The organism is Streptomyces lateritius (assembly GCF_014649715.1).
Taxonomy (GTDB): Bacteria; Actinomycetota; Actinomycetes; order Streptomycetales; family Streptomycetaceae; genus Streptomyces; species Streptomyces lateritius.
In genome coordinates this window covers 21043-39716 of sequence record NZ_BMTO01000002.1, presented here as the reverse complement: position 1 = coordinate 39716, position 18674 = coordinate 21043, and the positions used below count along the sequence as shown (strand labels likewise).

The 18674-nt window shown below is 70.6% G+C and carries 16 protein-coding genes and 6 tRNA genes; 12 read left to right on the top strand and 10 right to left on the bottom strand.

Translation table 11 applies throughout. The features are described from left to right. Positions 1-8: 8 nt before the first annotated feature. On the bottom strand, positions 9-266 hold the full coding sequence (locus IE136_RS03490) for a DUF3073 domain-containing protein (protein ID WP_158988715.1): 258 nt from the start codon (positions 264-266) through the stop codon (positions 9-11). A 326-nt stretch (positions 267-592) separates the two neighbouring features. Further along, positions 593-1693, bottom strand: coding sequence for a Leu/Phe/Val dehydrogenase (locus IE136_RS03485; protein WP_189599369.1), 1101 nt, complete (start codon positions 1691-1693; stop codon positions 593-595). A 156-nt stretch (positions 1694-1849) separates the two neighbouring features. Here IE136_RS03485 and IE136_RS03480 point away from each other — a divergent pair, with 156 nt between their 5' ends. Continuing rightward, positions 1850-2704, top strand: a complete 855-nt coding sequence (locus IE136_RS03480; RefSeq protein ID WP_189599367.1) for a DUF8083 family protein — start codon at positions 1850-1852, stop codon at positions 2702-2704. Positions 2705-3217: 513 nt separating this feature from the next. Then, positions 3218-3424, top strand: a complete 207-nt coding sequence (gene bldC / locus IE136_RS03475; protein ID WP_003949541.1) for a developmental transcriptional regulator BldC — start codon at positions 3218-3220, stop codon at positions 3422-3424. 320 nt (positions 3425-3744) lie between these two features. Here bldC and IE136_RS03470 read toward each other — a convergent pair whose 3' ends face one another. From IE136_RS03470 to hrpA, 3 genes are all read right to left on the bottom strand, one after another. Next, positions 3745-3966 (bottom strand): DUF6274 family protein, encoded by a 222-nt coding sequence (locus IE136_RS03470; protein WP_158988718.1) that lies wholly within the window; start codon positions 3964-3966, stop codon positions 3745-3747. A gap of 127 nt (positions 3967-4093) precedes the next feature. Further along, positions 4094-4167 (bottom strand) — tRNA-Asp (locus IE136_RS03465). 143 nt (positions 4168-4310) lie between these two features. After that, a complete protein-coding gene (gene hrpA / locus IE136_RS03460) occupies positions 4311-8249 on the bottom strand; it encodes an ATP-dependent RNA helicase HrpA (RefSeq protein WP_189599365.1) in 3939 nt (1312 codons plus the stop codon). A 147-nt stretch (positions 8250-8396) separates the two neighbouring features. Between hrpA and IE136_RS03455 the strand changes: the two genes are divergently transcribed. Genes IE136_RS03455 through IE136_RS03445 form a run of 3 tightly spaced genes read left to right on the top strand, consistent with a single transcriptional unit; the run spans position 8397 to position 10473 of the window. Next, positions 8397-8738, top strand: coding sequence for a hypothetical protein (locus IE136_RS03455; protein WP_158988720.1), 342 nt, complete (start codon positions 8397-8399; stop codon positions 8736-8738). A 56-nt stretch (positions 8739-8794) separates the two neighbouring features. Next, a complete protein-coding gene (locus IE136_RS03450; RefSeq protein WP_189599363.1) occupies positions 8795-9634 on the top strand; it encodes a DsbA family protein in 840 nt (279 codons plus the stop codon). After that, on the top strand, positions 9631-10473 hold the full coding sequence (locus IE136_RS03445) for a cytochrome c biogenesis CcdA family protein (protein WP_189599362.1): 843 nt from the start codon (positions 9631-9633) through the stop codon (positions 10471-10473). Before IE136_RS03450 ends, IE136_RS03445 begins: the two co-directional genes overlap by 4 nt. A gap of 104 nt (positions 10474-10577) precedes the next feature. Here the strand turns inward: IE136_RS03445 and IE136_RS03440 are convergent. The 4 genes from IE136_RS03440 to IE136_RS03425 all read right to left on the bottom strand — a co-directional run bounded on the left by IE136_RS03440 (position 10578) and on the right by IE136_RS03425 (position 11334). Then, positions 10578-10654: transfer RNA gene (locus tag IE136_RS03440), tRNA-Phe, on the bottom strand. Between the two features lie 22 nt (positions 10655-10676). After that, positions 10677-10750, bottom strand: a tRNA-Asp gene (locus IE136_RS03435). Between the two features lie 39 nt (positions 10751-10789). Then, a tRNA-Glu gene (locus tag IE136_RS03430) sits at positions 10790-10862 on the bottom strand. A 121-nt stretch (positions 10863-10983) separates the two neighbouring features. Further along, on the bottom strand, positions 10984-11334 hold the full coding sequence (locus IE136_RS03425) for a metallopeptidase family protein (RefSeq protein WP_158994510.1): 351 nt from the start codon (positions 11332-11334) through the stop codon (positions 10984-10986). Between the two features lie 495 nt (positions 11335-11829). On the opposite strand from IE136_RS03425, the gene IE136_RS03420 reads away from it, so the two are divergent. From IE136_RS03420 to IE136_RS03405, 4 genes are all read left to right on the top strand, one after another. Next, the gene (locus IE136_RS03420; protein WP_189599361.1) at positions 11830-12435 is read left to right on the top strand and encodes a hypothetical protein; all 606 of its coding nucleotides are present in this window, start codon (positions 11830-11832) and stop codon (positions 12433-12435) included. Positions 12436-12634: 199 nt separating this feature from the next. Beyond that, positions 12635-14920 carry a DEAD/DEAH box helicase gene (locus tag IE136_RS03415; protein ID WP_189599360.1) on the top strand — a complete coding sequence of 762 codons (2286 nt, stop codon included), beginning with the start codon at positions 12635-12637 and terminating at the stop codon, positions 14918-14920. Between the two features lie 295 nt (positions 14921-15215). Next, positions 15216-15476 (top strand): hypothetical protein, encoded by a 261-nt coding sequence (locus IE136_RS03410; RefSeq protein ID WP_189599359.1) that lies wholly within the window; start codon positions 15216-15218, stop codon positions 15474-15476. Positions 15477-15724: 248 nt separating this feature from the next. Next, positions 15725-15797, top strand: a tRNA-Lys gene (locus IE136_RS03405). Positions 15798-15862: 65 nt separating this feature from the next. Here the strand turns inward: IE136_RS03405 and sigJ are convergent. Beyond that, positions 15863-16777 (bottom strand): RNA polymerase sigma factor SigJ, encoded by a 915-nt coding sequence (gene sigJ, locus IE136_RS03400; RefSeq protein WP_189599358.1) that lies wholly within the window; start codon positions 16775-16777, stop codon positions 15863-15865. A 234-nt stretch (positions 16778-17011) separates the two neighbouring features. Here sigJ and IE136_RS03395 point away from each other — a divergent pair, with 234 nt between their 5' ends. The 3 genes from IE136_RS03395 to IE136_RS03385 all read left to right on the top strand — a co-directional run bounded on the left by IE136_RS03395 (position 17012) and on the right by IE136_RS03385 (position 18502). After that, positions 17012-17491: a rhodanese-like domain-containing protein gene (locus IE136_RS03395; RefSeq protein WP_158988727.1), complete on the top strand. Its 480-nt coding sequence runs from the start codon at positions 17012-17014 to the stop codon at positions 17489-17491. A gap of 62 nt (positions 17492-17553) precedes the next feature. Further along, a tRNA-Met gene (locus tag IE136_RS03390) sits at positions 17554-17627 on the top strand. A 134-nt stretch (positions 17628-17761) separates the two neighbouring features. Next, positions 17762-18502, top strand: coding sequence for a MerR family transcriptional regulator (locus IE136_RS03385; protein ID WP_158988728.1), 741 nt, complete (start codon positions 17762-17764; stop codon positions 18500-18502). Positions 18503-18674 lie beyond the last annotated feature (172 nt).

Sequence of the window (18674 nt, the reverse complement as noted above, 5' to 3'; positions counted from 1 at the left end):
TTAAGAGGTCAAGCGCGACGCTGGGAGGACGCCCCGGGACCGGACTCGTCGTCCTCGTCCTCGTCGTCCGTGTTGTAGAGATCCGCGTACTGCGCGTACGGGTCGTCTTCCTCGTCGTCGTCCTCGAACGGCTCGCCATTCGGCGGCTGGCTCGAAGTCGAAGCGCCCAGCTCGCTGGCCAGACGCGACAGGTCAGTCCCGCCGCTGCTGTACTTCAGCTGGCGGGCGACCTTCGTCTGCTTGGCCTTTGCCCGGCCGCGCCCCATGGCTCGACCCCCTCGGTGACGGGGCTCGACGGCCCCAGAGTCTTGACACGCGTTCATGGTTCAGAACGGGCTCTCGGTGGAGAGACCGGTCCGTAGGGCTTCAACGGTACCTGCTTCCGTGGCCATACGGTACGCCGCACGCATCACATGACCCGGTACAGAACCATCGAGGTGCCCTGTCCTCGCTGGTCAATCGCGATTTTAACCTCTTCTGGAGGGCCGACCCGCCGACCGGGGTGAGTCATCTCTCGATTGGGGTGAACCTCCAAAGTCCACCACCGCGAGCGATCACGAGCACTGCCCGCCGGGCCGGCCCTGGTCAAGATTCAGCCGCGGCGAGCCTCGGCCATCCGCTGCTCGGCGAGCCGGTCGGCGGCTGCGGCCGGCGGGATCCCGTCCGCCTTCGCACGTGCGAATATGGCCAGCGTGGTGTCGAAGATCTTCGTGGCCTTCGCCTTGCACCGGTCGAAGTCGAAGCCGTGCAGCTCGTCGGCGACCTGGATCACGCCACCGGCGTTGACGACGTAGTCGGGCGCGTAGAGGATCCCGCGGTCCGAGAGGTCCTTCTCGACACCGGGGTGCGCGAGCTGGTTGTTGGCCGCACCGCAGACGATCTTCGCGGTCAGGGCCGGCACCGTCTCGTCGTTCAGGGCGCCGCCGAGCGCGCAGGGGGCGTAGACGTCGAGCCCCTCGACGCGGATCAGCGCGTCGGTGTCGGGGACGACGGCGACCTGCGGGAACCGGTCGGTGATCCGGCGCACGGACTCCTCGCGGACGTCCGTGACGACGACCTCGGCGCCGTCCTGGAGGAGGTGCTCGACCAGGTAGTGGCCGACCTTGCCGACGCCCGCGACGCCGACCTTGCGGCCGCGCAGGGTCGGGTCGCCCCAGAGGGTCTGCGCGGAGGCGCGCATGCCCTGGAAGACGCCGAAGGCGGTGAGGACCGAGGAGTCGCCGGCGCCGCCGTTCTCGGGCGAACGGCCGGTGGTCCACCGGTTGGTGCGGGCCACGACGTCCATGTCGGCGACGTACGTGCCGACGTCGCAGGCGGTGACGTACCGGCCGCCGAGGGAGGCCACGAAGCGCCCGTAGGCGAGCAGCAGCTCCTCCGTCTTGATCTTCTCGGGGTCGCCGATGATGACGGCCTTGCCGCCGCCGTGGTCGAGGCCGGCCAGGGCGTTCTTGTACGACATCCCCCGGGAGAGGTTCAGCGCGTCGGCGACGGCCTCGGCCTCGGAGGCGTACGGGTAGAACCGGGTGCCGCCGAGGGCGGGGCCCAGGGCGGTGGAGTGGAGGGCGATGACGGCCTTGAGGCCGGTGGCGCGGTCCTGGCAGAGCACGACTTGCTCGTGGCCACCCTGCTCCGAGTGGAACAGGGTGTGCAATACGTCGGCAGGAACGTCAGGAACGCCGGTCACATCGGTCACGGTGGTGACTCCCAAGTACGAAGCGGCGGTGGTCGGGTCCCCCCTGCGGGTGGGGGAGGACCGGTTCGGCAAGAGAGTAAGTCCTACGCGTGCGTAGATCCGCCTCAGTGCTGAGGATCACCCCCCGGGGTGTTACCTCCGTGGAAGGATCGCGGCATGTCGGTCGCCTCCTCGGTCCTCGTTCCGTACGCCACCTACCTGCGGGTGTACGAGCCGCTGGCGGCGTTCCCCGAGCCGGAGCGGGGCCACTGGGCGCGGTACGCGCGCCGGGCGGACACCCGCACCGCACAGGACGAACTGCGCCGCTCGCTCGCCGACTTGCTGCCGACCCCGCCCGTGCCGGTGCCGGTCCACGAGAGCGGTGACGCCTTTGTCGCGGACGTCGACGGGGTGGTCGTGGTCTGCCCGTGGCGGACCCGGATGCGGGGCTGGCTGGCCCTGGAGGAGCTGACCGAGGCGGGGACCGTGCCGCGGCCGGTCCTCGACGCCATGGTGCCGCCGGTGGTGCGGGAGCAGGTGGCGGCGGACCACGAGCGCTGGCGGGAGCGGAACCCGGACGCGAGGCCGTGGATCCGTACGGCGGTCTGGCAGGTCCCCGTGCGCTGGTTCGCGCTGTTCGCGGACGAGGAGCGCGCGTACGTGCCGGGGGAGCCGGAGCGGGGCACGGTGACGGTCCTCCGCTACCGCACGCCGATGGTGCAGGCCCGGCGTCGGCTGGCGCGGGCGCTGCGGACCCTGCGGGAGGCGATCGGCGAGGGGCCGCTCACCGAGGGGCTGGTCGATGTGGGCCGGTGGCTGGAGGAGTTCCACCCTCGGGCGCTGGTCGAGCTGGACTACGGCGGCCTGGTGCACGCCCTGTCCGCGGAGCGGCTGGCGGCGGACCGGTCGGCGGCGGACGTGGCGGAGGCGGTGGCGGCCCTCCGGGACGGTGACGGGGACGGCGCGAGCGAGGCGTACGGCCGGCTCGCGGAGCGGTGGCGCGAGGTCCGCAACCTCCAGTTCTCCAACTGACCGTCGACAGGACACCTCGACCTGATGTAAATGATCTTCAAGCACTGTGAAGATCTTTCGGCGCGACGGGACGTAGGGTCCCGATCCGGGCCTTTGGCTCAAGCGTGACGGACAGCACTTACCGCGCTCTTGCGCCCATCACCCATCCTCGTGCCAAAATAGGACAAGGAGTCCGGGGAGGGTTCCTTCCGTCCATCTTTGGGCGGAACGCTCGACATTGCACTCTATGGGGGGTCTGAGGACTCCTGATCGCTCTGTGACTGATCGTCACAGTGGCGTGACTGTCCGTTATGGCATGGTCCATCGACTTCCGCCCGCTGATGAACACCTGCGAGGGCAATTCCATCGGTTTGGCCGACGTGGCTGGACGGATGGTGTAGTTGTAGTGCCGAGGACAAGCCGTTCGTCCTATAACCGACTCGGCTCGCGTCCGCCATTTCGGGCAACGCGGGTCAAGGTGCAGAATTTAGAGGAAAGAACCGAGAAGGTTCGGTTCTCCCGAGGAGGCCGCTCATGACCGCTCGCACCCCTGATGCCGAGCCGCTGCTGACCCCCGCTGAGGTTGCCACGATGTTCCGTGTGGACCCGAAGACGGTGACCCGTTGGGCGAAGGCAGGAAAGCTCACGTCCATCCGCACGCTGGGTGGACATCGCCGGTACCGCGAGGCTGAGGTCCGCGCCCTGCTGGCGGGCATTCCGCAGCAGCGCAGCGAGGCCTGAGGTACGCGCAACACCCCGCTTCACCGGGCATTTCCGGGTCCCCCAACCTGGACCGCCCACCCCTAGCTCTGCCGACTGGCGCCTGCCCCAACAGGCTCTTCGTCACCGATCGCGCTGGACTCCGCCGGGTCCAGCGCGATCTTTTTTGTGTCGGCCCGTGCGCCCTGAGGTGTGGTGCAATTGCACATATTAAATGGGGCCGGTGTAGGGAGGGTATAAGTGAAGCGGTTTCTCAAACTCGTCCGGTGACACCCGTCACACGGGCGAAGTCTTGCCAAGAGCGGCGTCCCACCCCCGGACGAAGCCCAACCCGCCGTCGTTCATGGGCTGATGGGACCTTCGTCCTGGGTGTCGTCCGGGTCCGGGACGGTCGGGGGGCCCGCGTCCGGGACGTCCGGGAGCTCCATGACGAGCCGCAACAGGCGATGGCAGACGGCGCAGTGGCGCGTGATGTGTCCGTAGCGGGACGCGGCCGCCAGATGGGCGCGCAGCAGCGCGCGTGTCTCATGTCTCGACTCACGTGCTGCGGACGCCGCGGCCATGTGCGACACCTCCGGTGTGGGCCCCCGATTCCCTGATGTCTGGGGTACCGGGCGACGGGCGGCGCCGTCAATACACGCGGAGGAAACGAAGAAGGCCCGCACCTCACGGTGCGGGCCTTCTCTGCGGCGATCCTGACGGGACTTGAACCCGCGACCTCCACCTTGACAGGGTGGCGAGCTAACCAACTGCTCCACAGGACCTCGTTCGCAGCTCCGCGAGGGGGCTGCGAAGAAGACTGTACAGCAGGTCAGAGGGTCTGGTCGAACCGGCGCAAGGCGCCACCCCCGGACAGGGCCCGCAGGCCCCCCGCACGGCCGCCGCCAGGGCGTTTCCAGGGCAGTCCCTACGGTGCCGCCGCGTCGATCGCCTTCACGATCCGCTTGTCGGAGACGGGGTACGCCGTTCCCAGCGCGTGCGCGAAATAGCTGACCCGGAGCTCCTCGATCATCCAGCGGATGTCGGTGACCTCCTTCGGCACCGGCCGCCCCTGCGGGAGCTGTTCGAGCAGCCAGGCGTACTCGTCCTGCATCTCGTGGACCTTCTCCATGCGCGTGGTGTCCCGCTGGACCCCCGTCGGCATCTGCTGCAGCCGGCGGTCCACCGCCACCAGGTAGCGCATCAGGTCCGGCAGCCGCCGCATACCCGTTTTCGTGACGAAGCCCGCCGGCATCAGCCACGCCAGCTGCTCGCGGACATCCGCCAGGTTCTTCATCAGCGCCAGGCTGTTCGTCGCCTTGAGCCGCCGCTCGCACGCCTGCCAGGCCGCGAGGATCTGCTGGACCTGGCCCACCGTCCGCACCGTCGTGTCGACGAGGTCCGCGCGGACCTTGTCGTAGAGCTTCCGGAAGGACTCCTCGTCCCAGACCGGTCCGCCGTGGTCCGCGATCAGCTTGTCCGCCGCCGCGGTGGCGCAGTCGTCGAAGAGGGCCTGGATCGAGCCGTGCGGGTTCCGCGACAGGGCCAGCTTCTGCTGGTTGGTCAGCTTGTCCGAGGCGAACTTCGCCGGATTCACCGGGATGTTCAGCAGGATCAGCTTCCGCGTCCCCCGCCACATCGCCCGCTCCTGCTCGGCCTCCGTGTCGAAGAGTCGTACGGCGACGGTGTCGCCCTCGTCCACGAGCGCCGGGTAGGCCTTGACCGGCTGGCCGGCCCGCCGGGTCTCGAAGATCTTGGTGAGGGTGCCGATCGTCCACTCCGTGAGCCCCGTGCGCTCCAGGGACTGCCCGGAGCCGTCCGGGCCCGCCGTGGCCGCCGCGGCGGCCTTGGAGAGGGCCTGGCGGGCCTTGGGGCGCAGCTTCAGCTTGAGCGCCTCCAGGTCCTTGTCCTCGGCCACCTTGCGGCGTCGCTCGTCGACGATCCGGAAGGTGATCTTGAGGTGGTCGGGGACCCGGGACAGGTCGAAGTCCTCCGCCGTGACGGGGACGCCGACCATCCGCTGCAACTCGCGCGCGAGCGTGACCGGCAGCGGCTCCTGGCGGGGGACGGCCGAGTCGAGGAAGCGGGACGCGTAGTTCGGCGCCGGGACGTAGTGGCGCCGGATCGGCTTGGGGAGGGATCGGATCAGCTCGGTCACGACCTCTTCCCGCAGGCCCGGGATCTGCCAGTCGAAGCCCTCGTCGGTGACCTGGTTGAGGACCTGGAGCGGGATGTGGACGGTGACGCCGTCCGCGTCCGCGCCCGGCTCGAACTGGTACGTCACCCGGAACTTCAGCGGCCCCTGCCGCCAGGAGTCCGGATAGTCGTCCTTGGTGACCGCGCCGGCCTTCTCGTTGATGAGCATCTCGCGCTCGAAGTCGAGGAACTCCGGTTCCTCGCGGCGCTTGTGCTTCCACCAGGAGTCGAAGTGCGCGCCGGACACGACGTGTTCGGGCACCCGCTGGTCGTAGAAGTCGAAGAGCGTCTCGTCGTCGACCAGGATGTCCCGGCGGCGGGCGCGGTGCTCCAACTCCTCGACCTCGGTGAGGAGTCTGCGGTTGTCGGCGAAGAACTTGTGGTGCGTGCGCCAGTCGCCCTCGACGAGCGCGTTGCGGATGAACAGCTCGCGGGAGGCCTCGGGGTCGATCTTCCCGTAGTTCACCTTGCGGTCGGTCACGATCGGGACGCCGTACAGCGTCACCTTCTCGATCGCCATGACCGCCGCCTGGTCCTTCTCCCAGTGCGGCTCGCTGTACGTCTTCTTGATCAGGTGCTGGGCGAGCGGCTCGATCCACTCGGGCTCGATCTTCGCGTTGACCCGGGCCCACAGGCGGGAGGTCTCCACCAGCTCGGCGGACATGATGAAGCGCGGGGGCTTCTTGAAGAGCGCCGAGCCGGGGAAGATCGCGAACTTGGCGCTGCGGGCGCCCAGGTACTCGTTCTTCGCGCCCTCCTTCACGTCCTTCATCCCGATGTGGGACAGGAGGCCGGCGAGGAGCGAGACGTGGACGGACTGCTCCGGGGCGTCCTCGTCGTTGAGGTGGATCCCCATCTGCTTCGCGACCGTGCGCAGCTGCGCGTAGATGTCCTGCCACTCGCGGATCCGCAGGAAGTTCAGGTACTCCTGCTTGCACATCCGGCGGAAGGAGGACGAGCCGCGCTCCTTCTGCTGCTCGCGGACGTACCGCCAGAGGTTGAGGAAGGCGAGGAAGTCGCTCGTCTCGTCCTTGAAGCGGGCGTGCTGCTGGTCGGCCTGGGCCTGCTTCTCGGCGGGGCGCTCGCGCGGGTCCTGGATGGAGAGCGCGGCCGCGATCACCATGACTTCCCGTACACAGCCGTTCCGCTCCGCCTCCAGGACCATCCGGGCCAGGCGGGGGTCGACCGGCAGCTGGGAGAGCTTGCGCCCCTGCTGGGTCAGCCGCTTCTTCGGATCCTTCTCGGCGGGGTCGATGGCCCCCAGCTCCTGGAGGAGCTGCACGCCGTCGCGGATGTTGCGGTGGTCCGGCGGGTCGATGAAGGGGAACTTCTCGATCTCGCCGAGGCCGGCGGCGGTCATCTGCAGGATGACGGACGCCAGGTTCGTACGGAGGATCTCGGCGTCCGTGAACTCCGGTCGGGAGACGAAGTCGTCCTCGGAGTACAGCCGGATGCAGATGCCGTCGGACGTCCGGCCGCAACGGCCCTTGCGCTGGTTGGCGCTGGCCTGCGAGACGGGCTCGATCGGCAGCCGCTGGACCTTGGTGCGGTGGGAGTAGCGAGAGATGCGGGCGGTGCCCGGATCGATCACGTACTTGATGCCGGGAACGGTCAGCGAGGTCTCGGCGACGTTCGTGGCGAGGACGATCCGGCGGCCGGAGTGGGCCTGGAAGACGCGGTGCTGCTCGGCGTGGCTCAGGCGGGCGTAGAGCGGCAGGATCTCGGTCGAGCGCAGCTGCTTCTTGATCAGCGCGTCCGCCGTGTCGCGGATCTCGCGCTCGCCGGAGAGGAAGACGAGGATGTCGCCCGGGCCCTCGGCCTGGAGTTCGTCGACGGCGTCGCAGATCGCCGTGATCTGGTCCCGGTCCGACTCCTCGCTGTCCTCTTCGAGGAGGGGGCGGTAGCGGACCTCGACCGGATAGGTCCGGCCGCTGACCTCGACGATCGGAGCGTCGCCGAAGTGGCGGGAGAAGCGCTCGGGGTCGATGGTCGCGGAGGTGATCACGACCTTGAGGTCGGGCCGCTTGGGCAGCAGCTGGGCCAGATAGCCGAGCAGGAAGTCGATGTTGAGGGACCGCTCGTGGGCCTCGTCGATGATGATCGTGTCGTAGGCGCGCAGCTCGCGGTCCGTCTGGATCTCGGCGAGCAGGATGCCGTCCGTCATCAGCTTCACGAAGGTCGCGTCGGGGTTCACCTGGTCGGTGAAGCGGACCTTCCAGCCGACCGCCTCGCCGAGCGGGGTCTTCAGCTCGTCGGCGACCCGTTCGGCGACGGTGCGGGCCGCGATCCGGCGGGGCTGCGTGTGGCCGATCATGCCCCGCACGCCCCGGCCGAGCTCCAGACAGATCTTGGGGATCTGCGTGGTCTTTCCGGAGCCCGTCTCACCGGCGACGATCACGACCTGGTGGTCACGTATCGCCTCCAGGATCTCGTCCTTCTTCTGGGAGACGGGCAGCTGCTCGGGGTACGTGATCGCGGGCACACGGGCGGCGCGCCCGTCGACGCGCTCCTTGGCCTTGCCGGCCTCGGCGGCGATCTCGTCCAGGACGGCCTCACGGGCCTCGGGCTTGCGGATGCGGCGGGCGCCCTCGAGGCGGCGGCCGAGCCGGTGGGCGTCCCGCAGCGAGACCTCGGCCAGGACGGACTGGAGGGCGGCGAAGGAAGTAGACATACGGAATCCAGGATCGCACCCCGGGCCGAGAACCGGCGAACCGATTTAGCAGAGCGGGGCGGTGGCTCGGTGACGGCCGTTCCGGGGCCCGAGCCGGGCGGCCCGTACTATTTCGGGCAGTCCACCCGAGACAGCCGAGAGGTCCCCATGTCCCGCATCGCCCGCGCGTCGGCGGCGTTCGCCGCGCTGCTGGGCGTGGTGCTGGGACTGCTGGTCTGCGGCGGAACCGTGGCGGCCCCGAGCCCGGCAGCGGTGGTCGTCGACGCCGGAGCGCCGCCGGGCTGTGGCCAGGGGCATCCGAGCGAGGGGGCGGCGAGCCCCGCCGTACCGCCCCGGCCGTACGGCAACGGGGGCGGCGAGCTGCCGCCCGCGCCGGTCCGGGGCGCGGGCGAGGACGTACGGCACCTCCTGACCGGGCCGGATCCGGAGCCCGAGCCGCCCGGACTCGTACCACCGTCACCGATGGAGCTGTCGATCCTGCGGGTCTAGACGGAACGGTCACCTCCGCCGTCCGTCCTTGTCTTCCCTCTCAGGAGCGATTGCGCATGTCCAAGTCCACGTCCACGTCCGGGCCCGCCTCGGGGACCGCCTCCCGGTCCAAGCCGATCATGATCGTCTCCGGGGTGGCGGTCGCCGCCGCGCTGCTCGGGCTCGTCTCGTACACCGCCACCAAGCCGTCCGGTTCCGGCGGCGACGGCGGTGCCTCCGTCGCCGAGGTCTCCGTCGACCCGACCGCCGGCGTCTACCCCGAGCTGGAGGCGTACGCCCGCCGCGACGCCTCCGACAAGCTGGCCCTCGGGCGGGCCGACGCGCCCGTCGTCCTGATCGAGTACGCCGACTTCAAGTGCGGCTACTGCGGGAAGTTCGCCCGGGACACCGAGCCGGCCCTGGTGAAGAAGTACGTCGAGGGCGGCACCCTGCGCATCGAGTGGCGGAACTTCCCGATCTTCGGAGAGGAGTCGGAGGCGGCGGCGCGGGCCTCGTGGGCGGCGGGGCAGCAGGGGAGGTTCTGGGAGTTCCACCGGGCCGCGTACGCGGAGGGCGCCAAGGAGAAGGGCTTCGGCAAGGAGAGGCTGGCGGCCCTGGGCAGGCAGGCGGGGGTGGGGGACCTCGCCCGGTTCGCCCGGGACACGGACAGTGCGGCGGCCCGTGCGGCGGTGAGCGCCGACAAGGAGCAGGGGTACTCGCTCGGAGCGACCTCGACTCCCTCGTTCCTGATCAACGGCCGGCCGATCGCCGGAGCGCAGCCGACGGAGACCTTCACGCGGGCGATCGACGCGGCGGCGAAGGCGGCCGAGGCGACGGGCAGGAAGGCGGCGGGTGGGGAGTCGGGCGAGAAGCCGAAGAGCGGGGAGTCGGGCGGGAAGCCGGCGGCCGGGCGGTGACCGCCGACATCGGCTATCTGGCGGCCTTCCTCGGCGGCCTCCTCGCCCTGCTCAGCCCGTGCAGCGCCCTGCTGCTCCCGGCCTTCTTCGCGTACTCGATCGACTCGGCCGGCCGGCTCCTCGCCCGTACCGGGATCTTCTACGCGGGTCTCGCCACGACGCTCGTCCCGCTCGGCGCGGCCGGGTCCTTCGCCGGGCGGCTGTTCTACGGCCACCGGGACCTGCTCGTGGCGCTCGGCGGCTGGCTGATCATCCTGCTCGGGACGGTCCAGATCCTCGGCATGGGCTTCGCCTCCCGCCGGATCGCCGAGGTCAGCGGCCGGATCCGGCCCACCCGGGCCGTCTCCGTCTACGCCCTCGGCCTCGTCTACGGCCTCGCCGGCTTCTGCGCCGGCCCGATCCTCGGCAGCGTCCTGACGGTGGCGGCCCTGAGCGGCAGCCCGGCGTACGGCGGGCTGCTCCTCGCGGTGTACGCGCTGGGCATGGCGGTCCCGCTGTTCCTGCTCGCGCTGCTCTGGGAGCGGTACGAACTGGGCCGGCGCCGCTGGCTGCGCGGCCGGACCCTCCGTGCCGGCCGCTTCGAGGCGCATTCGACCACCTTGCTGTCCGGCCTCTTCTTCGTCCTCCTGGGGACGGTCTTCCTGGTCTTCGACGGCACCACGGCGTTGCCGGGGCTGCTCTCGGTGGACGACTCGTTCGCGGTGGAGGAGCGGGTGGCGTCGCTGGGCCGGTCGGTGCCGGACGGGGTGCTGCTGATCGCGGTCGTCGCCGTGGTGGCGGTGATCGCGGTGGTGCTCGCGGTCCGGGGCGGGCGCGGCGGACGGCGCGAGGAGGTCTGAGCCGTACGGGAGGGGGCGCCCGCCTCCTCCCGCAGGGGGCCGGGGCGTCGAGACTTTCGTACGTACACACGAAGAAGGCCCCGTCCACCGGACGGGGCCTTCGATGGTGGCTGGGGCCGGGGTCGAACCGGCGACCTATCGCTTTTCAGGCGATCGCTCGTACCAACTGAGCTACCCAGCCACGAGATCATTTCTGACCTCAGCGATCCTGACGGGACTTGAACCCGCGACCTCCACCTTGACAGGGTGGCGAGCTAACCAACTGCTCCACAGGACCTTGCAATGTGCGAGAACAAGTCTCGCACACAGTTGTGCGTGCCCCCAACGGGATTCGAACCCGTGCTACCGCCTTGAAAGGGCGGCGTCCTGGGCCACTAGACGATGAGGGCTAAGGGCCCACCTGGGCGCTTCTCAGCGCGTCGGGGACGTGAGAAGCATATGGGATGCCGACCGCTATCGCCAAAACGGTTTCCGCCGGGGGTGGGGCTGGGCTCCCGGACGGCCCCGGTCTCAGCCCCAGCCCAGCGCGTGGAGGCGTTCGTCGTCGATGCCGAAATGGTGGGCGATCTCGTGGACCACGGTCACGGCGACCTCGTGCACCACGTCGTCCCGGGTCTCGCAGTAGCGCAGGGTGGGGCCCATGTAGATGGAGATGCGGTCCGGCAGGACACCGGCGTACCACTCCCCGCGCTCGGTGAGGGGGGTTCCCTCGTACAGCCCGAGGAGCTCCGGATCCGAGGGGTCGGGTTCGTCCTCCACGAACACGGCCACGTTGTCCATGACCCGCGTGAGTTCCGGCGGGATCGTGTCCAGGGCCTCGGCCACCAGCTCTTCGAACGTGTCGCGTGTCATCTCCAGCACACCGTCATTGTCCTTGACGGCCGCCCGGTTGGGGGCCGCCGGGCGGAACTGCTCCGCCGCGCCCACGCGTGGCGTCGGAGAACCCCGTGTGGCATCGGAGTGGCGATCACGAGCGGACGGTGGCCCCACGCGCGGACCGCCGGTTCCGCGGGGCGTGAACCACGCCTACAGGCGCGCTCGCGCCGGTGCCGCCTCGCAGTCGTGGCCGTGCTCGGGATGTCGGGCAGCGCCCTGCCGAATCCGACACCGTGCACGGCGTGGGCGACCTGATCGACGTGGGCGGCGTACGGACCCTCGAAGACCTCCTCGACGACCTGAGCCTTCTCAGCGGCGACGGGAGCCGGGCAGCCCCACCCCGCCGGGCGACCGCCGGTCCCGGAGCGACTCCGGGGCCGGGGGTTGTGTCGTGGAGGGAGGCGTGTCCCTTGTGGTGCGCGGGGAGTTGGGCAGCGAGACGCGTTCCTTCCCGCCCGTTGTGTCCTGGAGGTGCCCTCCATGCCCCATTTGCCCACCCGTGTGAGATGGGCCGCCGCCGCGCTGGCGGTCGCCGCCTGCGCCGGTATGAGCGGCTGTATGAGTGTCAGTGACGAGGGCGCGAAGCCGGCGCCCAGCAAGTCCGCGGGGAAGCAGGGTGTGGCCGCCGAGGCCGGCGGCGGGGTGGGGCCGGCGGACCGGCGCGGCGCCGGCGCTCACGACGCCTCCGGCAAGGGCGGCCCGGAGGCGGACGGCGCGGGCGAGGAGTCGCCGGTGCCGAGCGGGTCGCCGTCGTCCGGCGGGAAGCCCTCGGCGGGTGCGCCCGCGGGGTCGTCGGGCGGGGGTGGGGGCGGCAAGCCGAATCCCGGCCAGGTGCCCGGCGGGGCGGGCGGGCCAAGTGCCCCCGCCGGCGAGACGTCCGCACCGGTCGAGCCGCCGGAGCCGACCCCGACCCCGGAGCCGACCCCCGAGCCGACGGTGGAGCCCACTCCCGAGCCGACCCCCGAGCCGACCGATCCGCCGACGTCGACCCCCGGCGCGGACACCCACATGGGTGCCATGAAGGCGGCGGACAGCCCCGGCGGGACGGCCGAGCCGGAAGCATCTCCGCAGGTCGGGCCGGTGTGACGCACGCCGGTTTGCCATGAGGCGGGAAGGGTGCGTATGGTTATAGATCGTTTGATCCCATTGCCCGGCGCCGAAACAGAAGAGCGCCGTGTGGCGCGTACTCTCCCTAGCCGTGGCTGACCGCATTGAGGCGGTCGATTTGCGAATTTCACGGAGTTGACGGGCGCGTGCCGAGACTCCGGAAGGTTTCGCATTTCGCATGTCCATTTTCAGTTCTGACCACGCCGTCCTGCCCCAGAGCGACGAGATCGTCGAGGCCCTCGAGGCCACCGAGATCGTCGAGACCGAGGCCGCCGCTCTCGAGTCCCCCCTGAACGAGTCCGCTCAGGACGCGTCCGCCGGGACCGAGTCGGCCGAGGACGAGTCCTCCGAGCCCACCGTCACGTTCGCCGACCTCGGCCTGCCCGAGGGCGTCGTGCGCAAGCTCGCCCAGAACGGCGTGACCACCCCCTTCCCGATCCAGGCGGCGACCATCCCGGACGCCCTGGCCGGCAAGGACATCCTCGGCCGCGGCCGTACCGGCTCCGGCAAGACGCTCTCCTTCGGTCTGCCGACCCTGGCGCAGCTCGCCGGCGGCCACACCGAGAAGAAGAAGCCCCGCGCGGTCATCCTCACCCCGACCCGTGAGCTCGCGATGCAGGTCGCGGACGCCCTCCAGCCGTACGGCGACGTGCTCGGCCTGAAGATCAAGGTCGTCTGCGGCGGTACGTCCATGGGCAACCAGATCTACGCCCTCGAGCGCGGCGTCGACATCCTCGTCGCCACCCCGGGCCGCCTGCGCGACATCATCAACCGTGGCGCCTGCTCCCTCGAGAACGTCCAGGTCGCGGTCCTCGACGAGGCCGACCAGATGTCCGACCTGGGCTTCCTGCCCGAGGTCACCGAGCTGTTCGACCAGATCCCGGTCGGCGGTCAGCGCATGCTCTTCTCCGCGACCATGGAGAACGAGATCGGCACGCTGGTCAAGCGTTACCTGAACAACCCGGTCACGCACGAGGTCGACAGCGCCCAGGGCAACGTCACCACCATGACTCACCACGTCCTCGTCGTGAAGCCGAAGGACAAGGCGCCGGTCACGGCCGCCATCGCCGCCCGCAAGGGCCGCACGATCATCTTCGTACGGACCCAGCTGGGCGCCGACCGTATCGCCGAGCAGCTCGTCGAGTCGGGCGTCAAGGCGGACGCGCTGCACGGCGGCATGACGCAGGGTGCCCGTACCCGCGTCCTCGCCGACTTCAAGGACGGCTACGTCAACGCGCTGGTCGCCACCGACGTCGCCGCCCGCGGTATCCACGTCGACGGCATCGACCTGGTCCTGAACGTGGACCCGGCCGGCGACCACAAGGACTACCTGCACCGCTCGGGCCGTACGGCTCGCGCCGGCCGCTCGGGTGTCGTGGTCTCCCTGGCCCTCCCGCACCAGCGCCGCCAGATCTTCCGTCTGATGGAGGACGCGGGCGTCGACGCCTCGCGCCACATCGTGGGCGGTGCGGGCGCGTTCGACCCGGAGGTCGCCGAGATCACCGGTGCGCGTTCGCTGACCGAGGTCCAGGCCGACTCCGCGAACAACGCGGCCAAGCAGGCCGAGCGTGAGGTCGCCGACCTCACCAAGCAGCTGGAGCGTCTGACGCGCCGCGCCGTCGAGCTCCGCGAGGAGGCCGACCGCCTGGTCGCCCGTTCCGCGCGTGAGCGTGGCGAGGACCCGGAGGCCGCGGTCGCCGAGGTGACGGAGGCCGCCGAGGCCGAGGTCGCCGCCGTGGTGGCCGCTGCCGAGCCGGTGCGCGAGGAGCGCCGCGAGGAGCGCACGCCGGCGTTCCGCGACGAGCGGGGCAACTACGAGCGCCGTGACCGCGGTGGCGACCGCGGCGGTGACCGTGGTGGCTTCCGCGGCGGTGACCGTGGTGGCGACCGTGGCGGCTTCCGCCGCGACGACCGTCGTGACGACCGTGGTGGCCGTTCGTTCGAGCGTCGTGACAACGACCGTCCGTCGGGTGGCGGCTTCCGCCGCGACAACGACCGTCCCTCCGGTGGCTTCCGTCGTGACGACCGCCCGTCGGGCGGCTTCAACCGTGACGACCGTGGTGGCGACCGTGGCGGCTTCCGCCGCGACAACGACCGTCCCTCCGGTGGCTTCCGTCGTGACGACCGCCCGTCGGGTGGCGGCTTCCGCCGCGACAACGACCGTCCCTCCGGTGGCTTCCGTCGTGACGACCGCCCGTCCGGTGGCTTCAACCGCGACGACCGTGGCGGCCGTTCCTTCGACCGCCGTGACGACCGTCCCTCGGGCGGCCACCGCGGCAGCGACCGTCCGTTCAACCGCGACCGTCGTGACGACCGTCCGTCGGGCGGCTTCCGCCCGGGTGGCGGCGACCGCCCCTACGGCCGTCGTGACGACCACCGCGGCGGCGACCACCGCGGCACCGGCTCGAACAGCTCCTCCTTCGCCCGCCGCGACGACAAGCCGCGCTGGAAGCGCAACGGCTGACCTCGCGTAGAGCCTGAACGGCGCAGAGCCTGAACGGCGCAGAGCCTGAACAGGGCCCGTACGACACCTCGGTGCCGTACGGGCCCTGTCTCTTTGCGCGGGTTCGAAAGGGTGACGTCACCGTGCTCGGGGTCGCCCATGGCGAGGGCTCGGGGTTCGCGGACCGCTGCGGGTGCGCTGACGCGCCACGACCGCCGCTGCGGAACGGCGTTCTCGCCGAGCGGCCCCCGGGCCTCCCTCGGCAGCGGCCGGAACTCCAACCCCCTGACTTCCTGGGGCTGTCTGACGGGCGGACGTGCCGGCGCGTACGCCGGCCGGCAAGCTGTGGCTGTACGCCGACAACGAGGCGGGCGGATTCGCGCCGCGCGTCAGGATCGCCACCGGACGGCAGACCTACGCCGCCCTCGTCGGTGTCTGCGATCTGAACGGCGACACGTTCGGTGACGTTCTCGCCAGGGACACGGCCGGTGCCCTGTCGCGGTACTACGGCACGGACGAGGGCACGCTGGGCGCCCGGGTGAAGCCGGTACGGGGTGGCGGATCCACGCCACGCTGACTGCCGTCGGCGGCCTCACCGCCGACGGCAAGGGGGACCTGGTCGCCCGTGAGACGGCCGGTGTCCTGTGGCGGTACAACGGGACGGGTACGGGCGTGTCCGGCGCCCGCGTGAAGCTCGGCGGCGGTCGGCCGACGTAGAAGACCCTGTCCCGACCGCCCCGGTACCCCCGCCCCGGGCCGCCCCGCGACGCTCCGGCCCTTTATGGGGTCGGAGCCGACGGGGGACGGAGGCTATGCTGCGGGTGCGGGCCGTTAGCTCAATTGGCAGAGCAGCGGACTTTTAATCCGTTGGTTGTGGGTTCGAGTCCCACACGGCCTACCGAACGGCCCCAGGTCAGAACGTTTCTGACCTGGGGCCGGATTCGTTTTCGGCGGGCGGAACGGTCAGTGGTCGTCGTCCGCCAGAGCCGCCCCGTCCGCCAGGCCCGCCGGCAGCAGGGGGGCCAGGCGTTCCGGGTCCGCCAGAATCTGGATCTCGACGATGCGGTCGTCCACGACCGTGAAGGCCATGAGGGCCGCCGGGCGGCCGTCCACCACGGAGACGATGCCGGGGGCGCCGTTGACCAGGACCGTGCGGTGGGCGCGGCGGAAGCGGGCGAAGGTGAGAGCCTGGTTGACGACCGCCTCGGCGCCGCGGACCAGCTTCGAGGCCGCCGCCAGCAGTTTGCCGCCGTCCGCGCGCAGGACCACGTCCGGGTCGAGGACCGCGAGCAGGCCCTCGAAGTCGCCGCCCTGGGAGGCCGCCATGAAGGCGTCGACCACCTCGCGCTGGCGGGTGACGTCCGGGGCGGGGGCCGGGGCCGCGCCCTGGACGCGGCGGCGGGCCCGGCTGGCGAGCTGGCGGGTCGCGGCCGGGGTGCGGTCCACGATCGGGGCGATCTCGTCGAAGGACACCGCGAACATGTCGTGCAGGACGAACGCCAGCCGCTCCGCCGGGACCAGCGTCTCCAGGACCACGAGCAGCGCCAGACCCACCGAGTCGGTGAGCAGCGCCTCCTCCTCGGGGTCGCGGACGCCGTCCGTGCCCCGGACGACCGGATCGGGGACGTAGTACTCCAGCGGGTCCTCGCGGCGCGATGAGCGCGAGCGCAGCATGTCCAGGCACACCCGGCCGACGACCGTCGTCAGCCAGCCGCTGAGGTTCCGTACCTCGCTGATGTCCGAGCGGTTGAGCTTGAGCCACGCTTCCTGGACGGCGTCCTCCGCCTCGCTCAGCGAGCCGAGCATCCGGTAGGCGACTGCCTTCAGGTGGGTGCGGTCGGCCTCGAAGCGCTCGGCCAGGAGGTCTTTCTCGTCCATCCGTGCCTCTCCCTCGTTGGTTTCCGCCATCCGGTACGACGGAGGACGGGGTCGCGATGTGACAGATGCGTGGGCGTCGAGGGTCCGGTTCCGGGCCTTCCCTCGCCCCGGAACCGTCCGATGCGTGAGATCCCCGCCGTCCCCCGGTGAACGCCCGCGTTTCCCCGGCTGATCGGCTTCAGGGCCGGGGATCGCCACTTCAGCCTCGTGATCTTCGACCGTAGATTTTCATGCATGACGACAACCGCGCAGGTCAACGCCGTACTTCGCACCCCGCCGGCCTCTCCCGCCGCCGCGGCCGCCTTCTTCTCCGCCAGCCTCGCCTTCCACGCCGACGTCTCCGACGTCGCCGCAGCCATCGCCGCCGACGGCGAGCCCGGTTTCGTGGTCCTCGACTCCCGCTCCACCGCCTCCTGGGACCAGGGCCACGTCCCCGGCGCCGTCCACCTGCCGACCGCGCTCATCCCCGAGCAGGCCGAGCAGCTGCTCGACAAGTCCGTTCCGGTCGTCACGTACTGCTGGGGCCCGGGCTGCAACGGCGCCACCCGCGCCGCGCTCGCCCTCGCGCAGCTCGGCTACCAGGTGAAGGAGATGCTCGGCGGCTTCGAGTACTGGGTGCGTGAGGGCTTCCCGTACGAGACGTGGGAGGGCCCGGAGAAGAAGGCCGCGGACCCGCTGACCGCCCCGGTCGACGCCGAGGACTGCGGCTGCTGACCGGCTGCCGGGGAAACGGATTTCCGGATCCGCCGCCCATGCCGTAAGGTCATGTTCACCGACGCGGGGTGGAGCAGCTCGGTAGCTCGCTGGGCTCATAACCCAGAGGTCGCAGGTTCAAATCCTGTCCCCGCTACTCAGTAGTGAACGAAGGCCCGGATCCAGTCACTGGATCCGGGCCTTCGTTGTGTTCCCCGGGCTCTGGGGATGTCCGGGGGCCCGGATTTCACGCTTGACCTTTACGTCACGTCAAGATTTAGCGTTCTCGACATGGAGTGGTCGATCCAAGAGATCGCCAGGAAGGCCGGCACCACCAGCCGCACCCTCCGGCACTACGGAGAGCGCGGCCTGCTGGAGCCCAGCCGGATCGGCGCCAACGGTTACCGGTACTACGACCAGGCGGCGCTCGTGCGGTTGCAGCGGATTCTGCTGCTGCGCGAGCTCGGGCTCTCCCTGCCCGCCATCGCCGAGGTCCTCGAGGGACAGCGGAACACCTCCGCCGCCCTGCGCACCCATCTCCTCCTGCTCGAACAGGAGCGGGAGCGGATCGGACGGCAGATCGACGCCGTCCGGACCACTCTCCACAAGACCGAGAACGGAGAAGAGCTCATGGCCGACGAAATGTTCGACGGATTCGATCACACGCGGTACGAGAAGGAGGTCACCGAGCGCTGGGGCCGCGACGCGTACGAGAAGGGCGACCGCTGGTGGCGCTCGCTCGACGCCGAGCGGAAGCAGGCGTTCATGGACCAGCAGGCCGGCATCGCCCTCGACTTCGCCGCCGCCGCGGGGCGGGGTCTCGCCGCCGACAGCGACGAGGTCCAGGCGATCACCCGGCGCCACATCGACTGGCTGTCGATCACGACGACGCCGGCGAAGGAGTACGTCATCGGCCTCGGGCAGATGTACGTCGACGACCCGCGCTTCGCCGCCAACTACGACAAGCACGGCGAGGGTACGGCGGTCCTGGTCCGCGACGCGATGAAGGTCTACGCGGAGCGGAACCTGTAGAGGGGGAAGCGGTCCCGGGTTCAGGGGCGCGGGGCCGTTCCGTAGCCCGCTCGGACCAGCGGCGGTCGCCGCGCGGCGCGGCGCCCCCCACCCTGGGAAGGGCGCGGTACCGTCCGTCGCCGTGTACGGACCGGGACCGGGCAGGAGAGCACAGGTGGGGCAGGGGCACGGG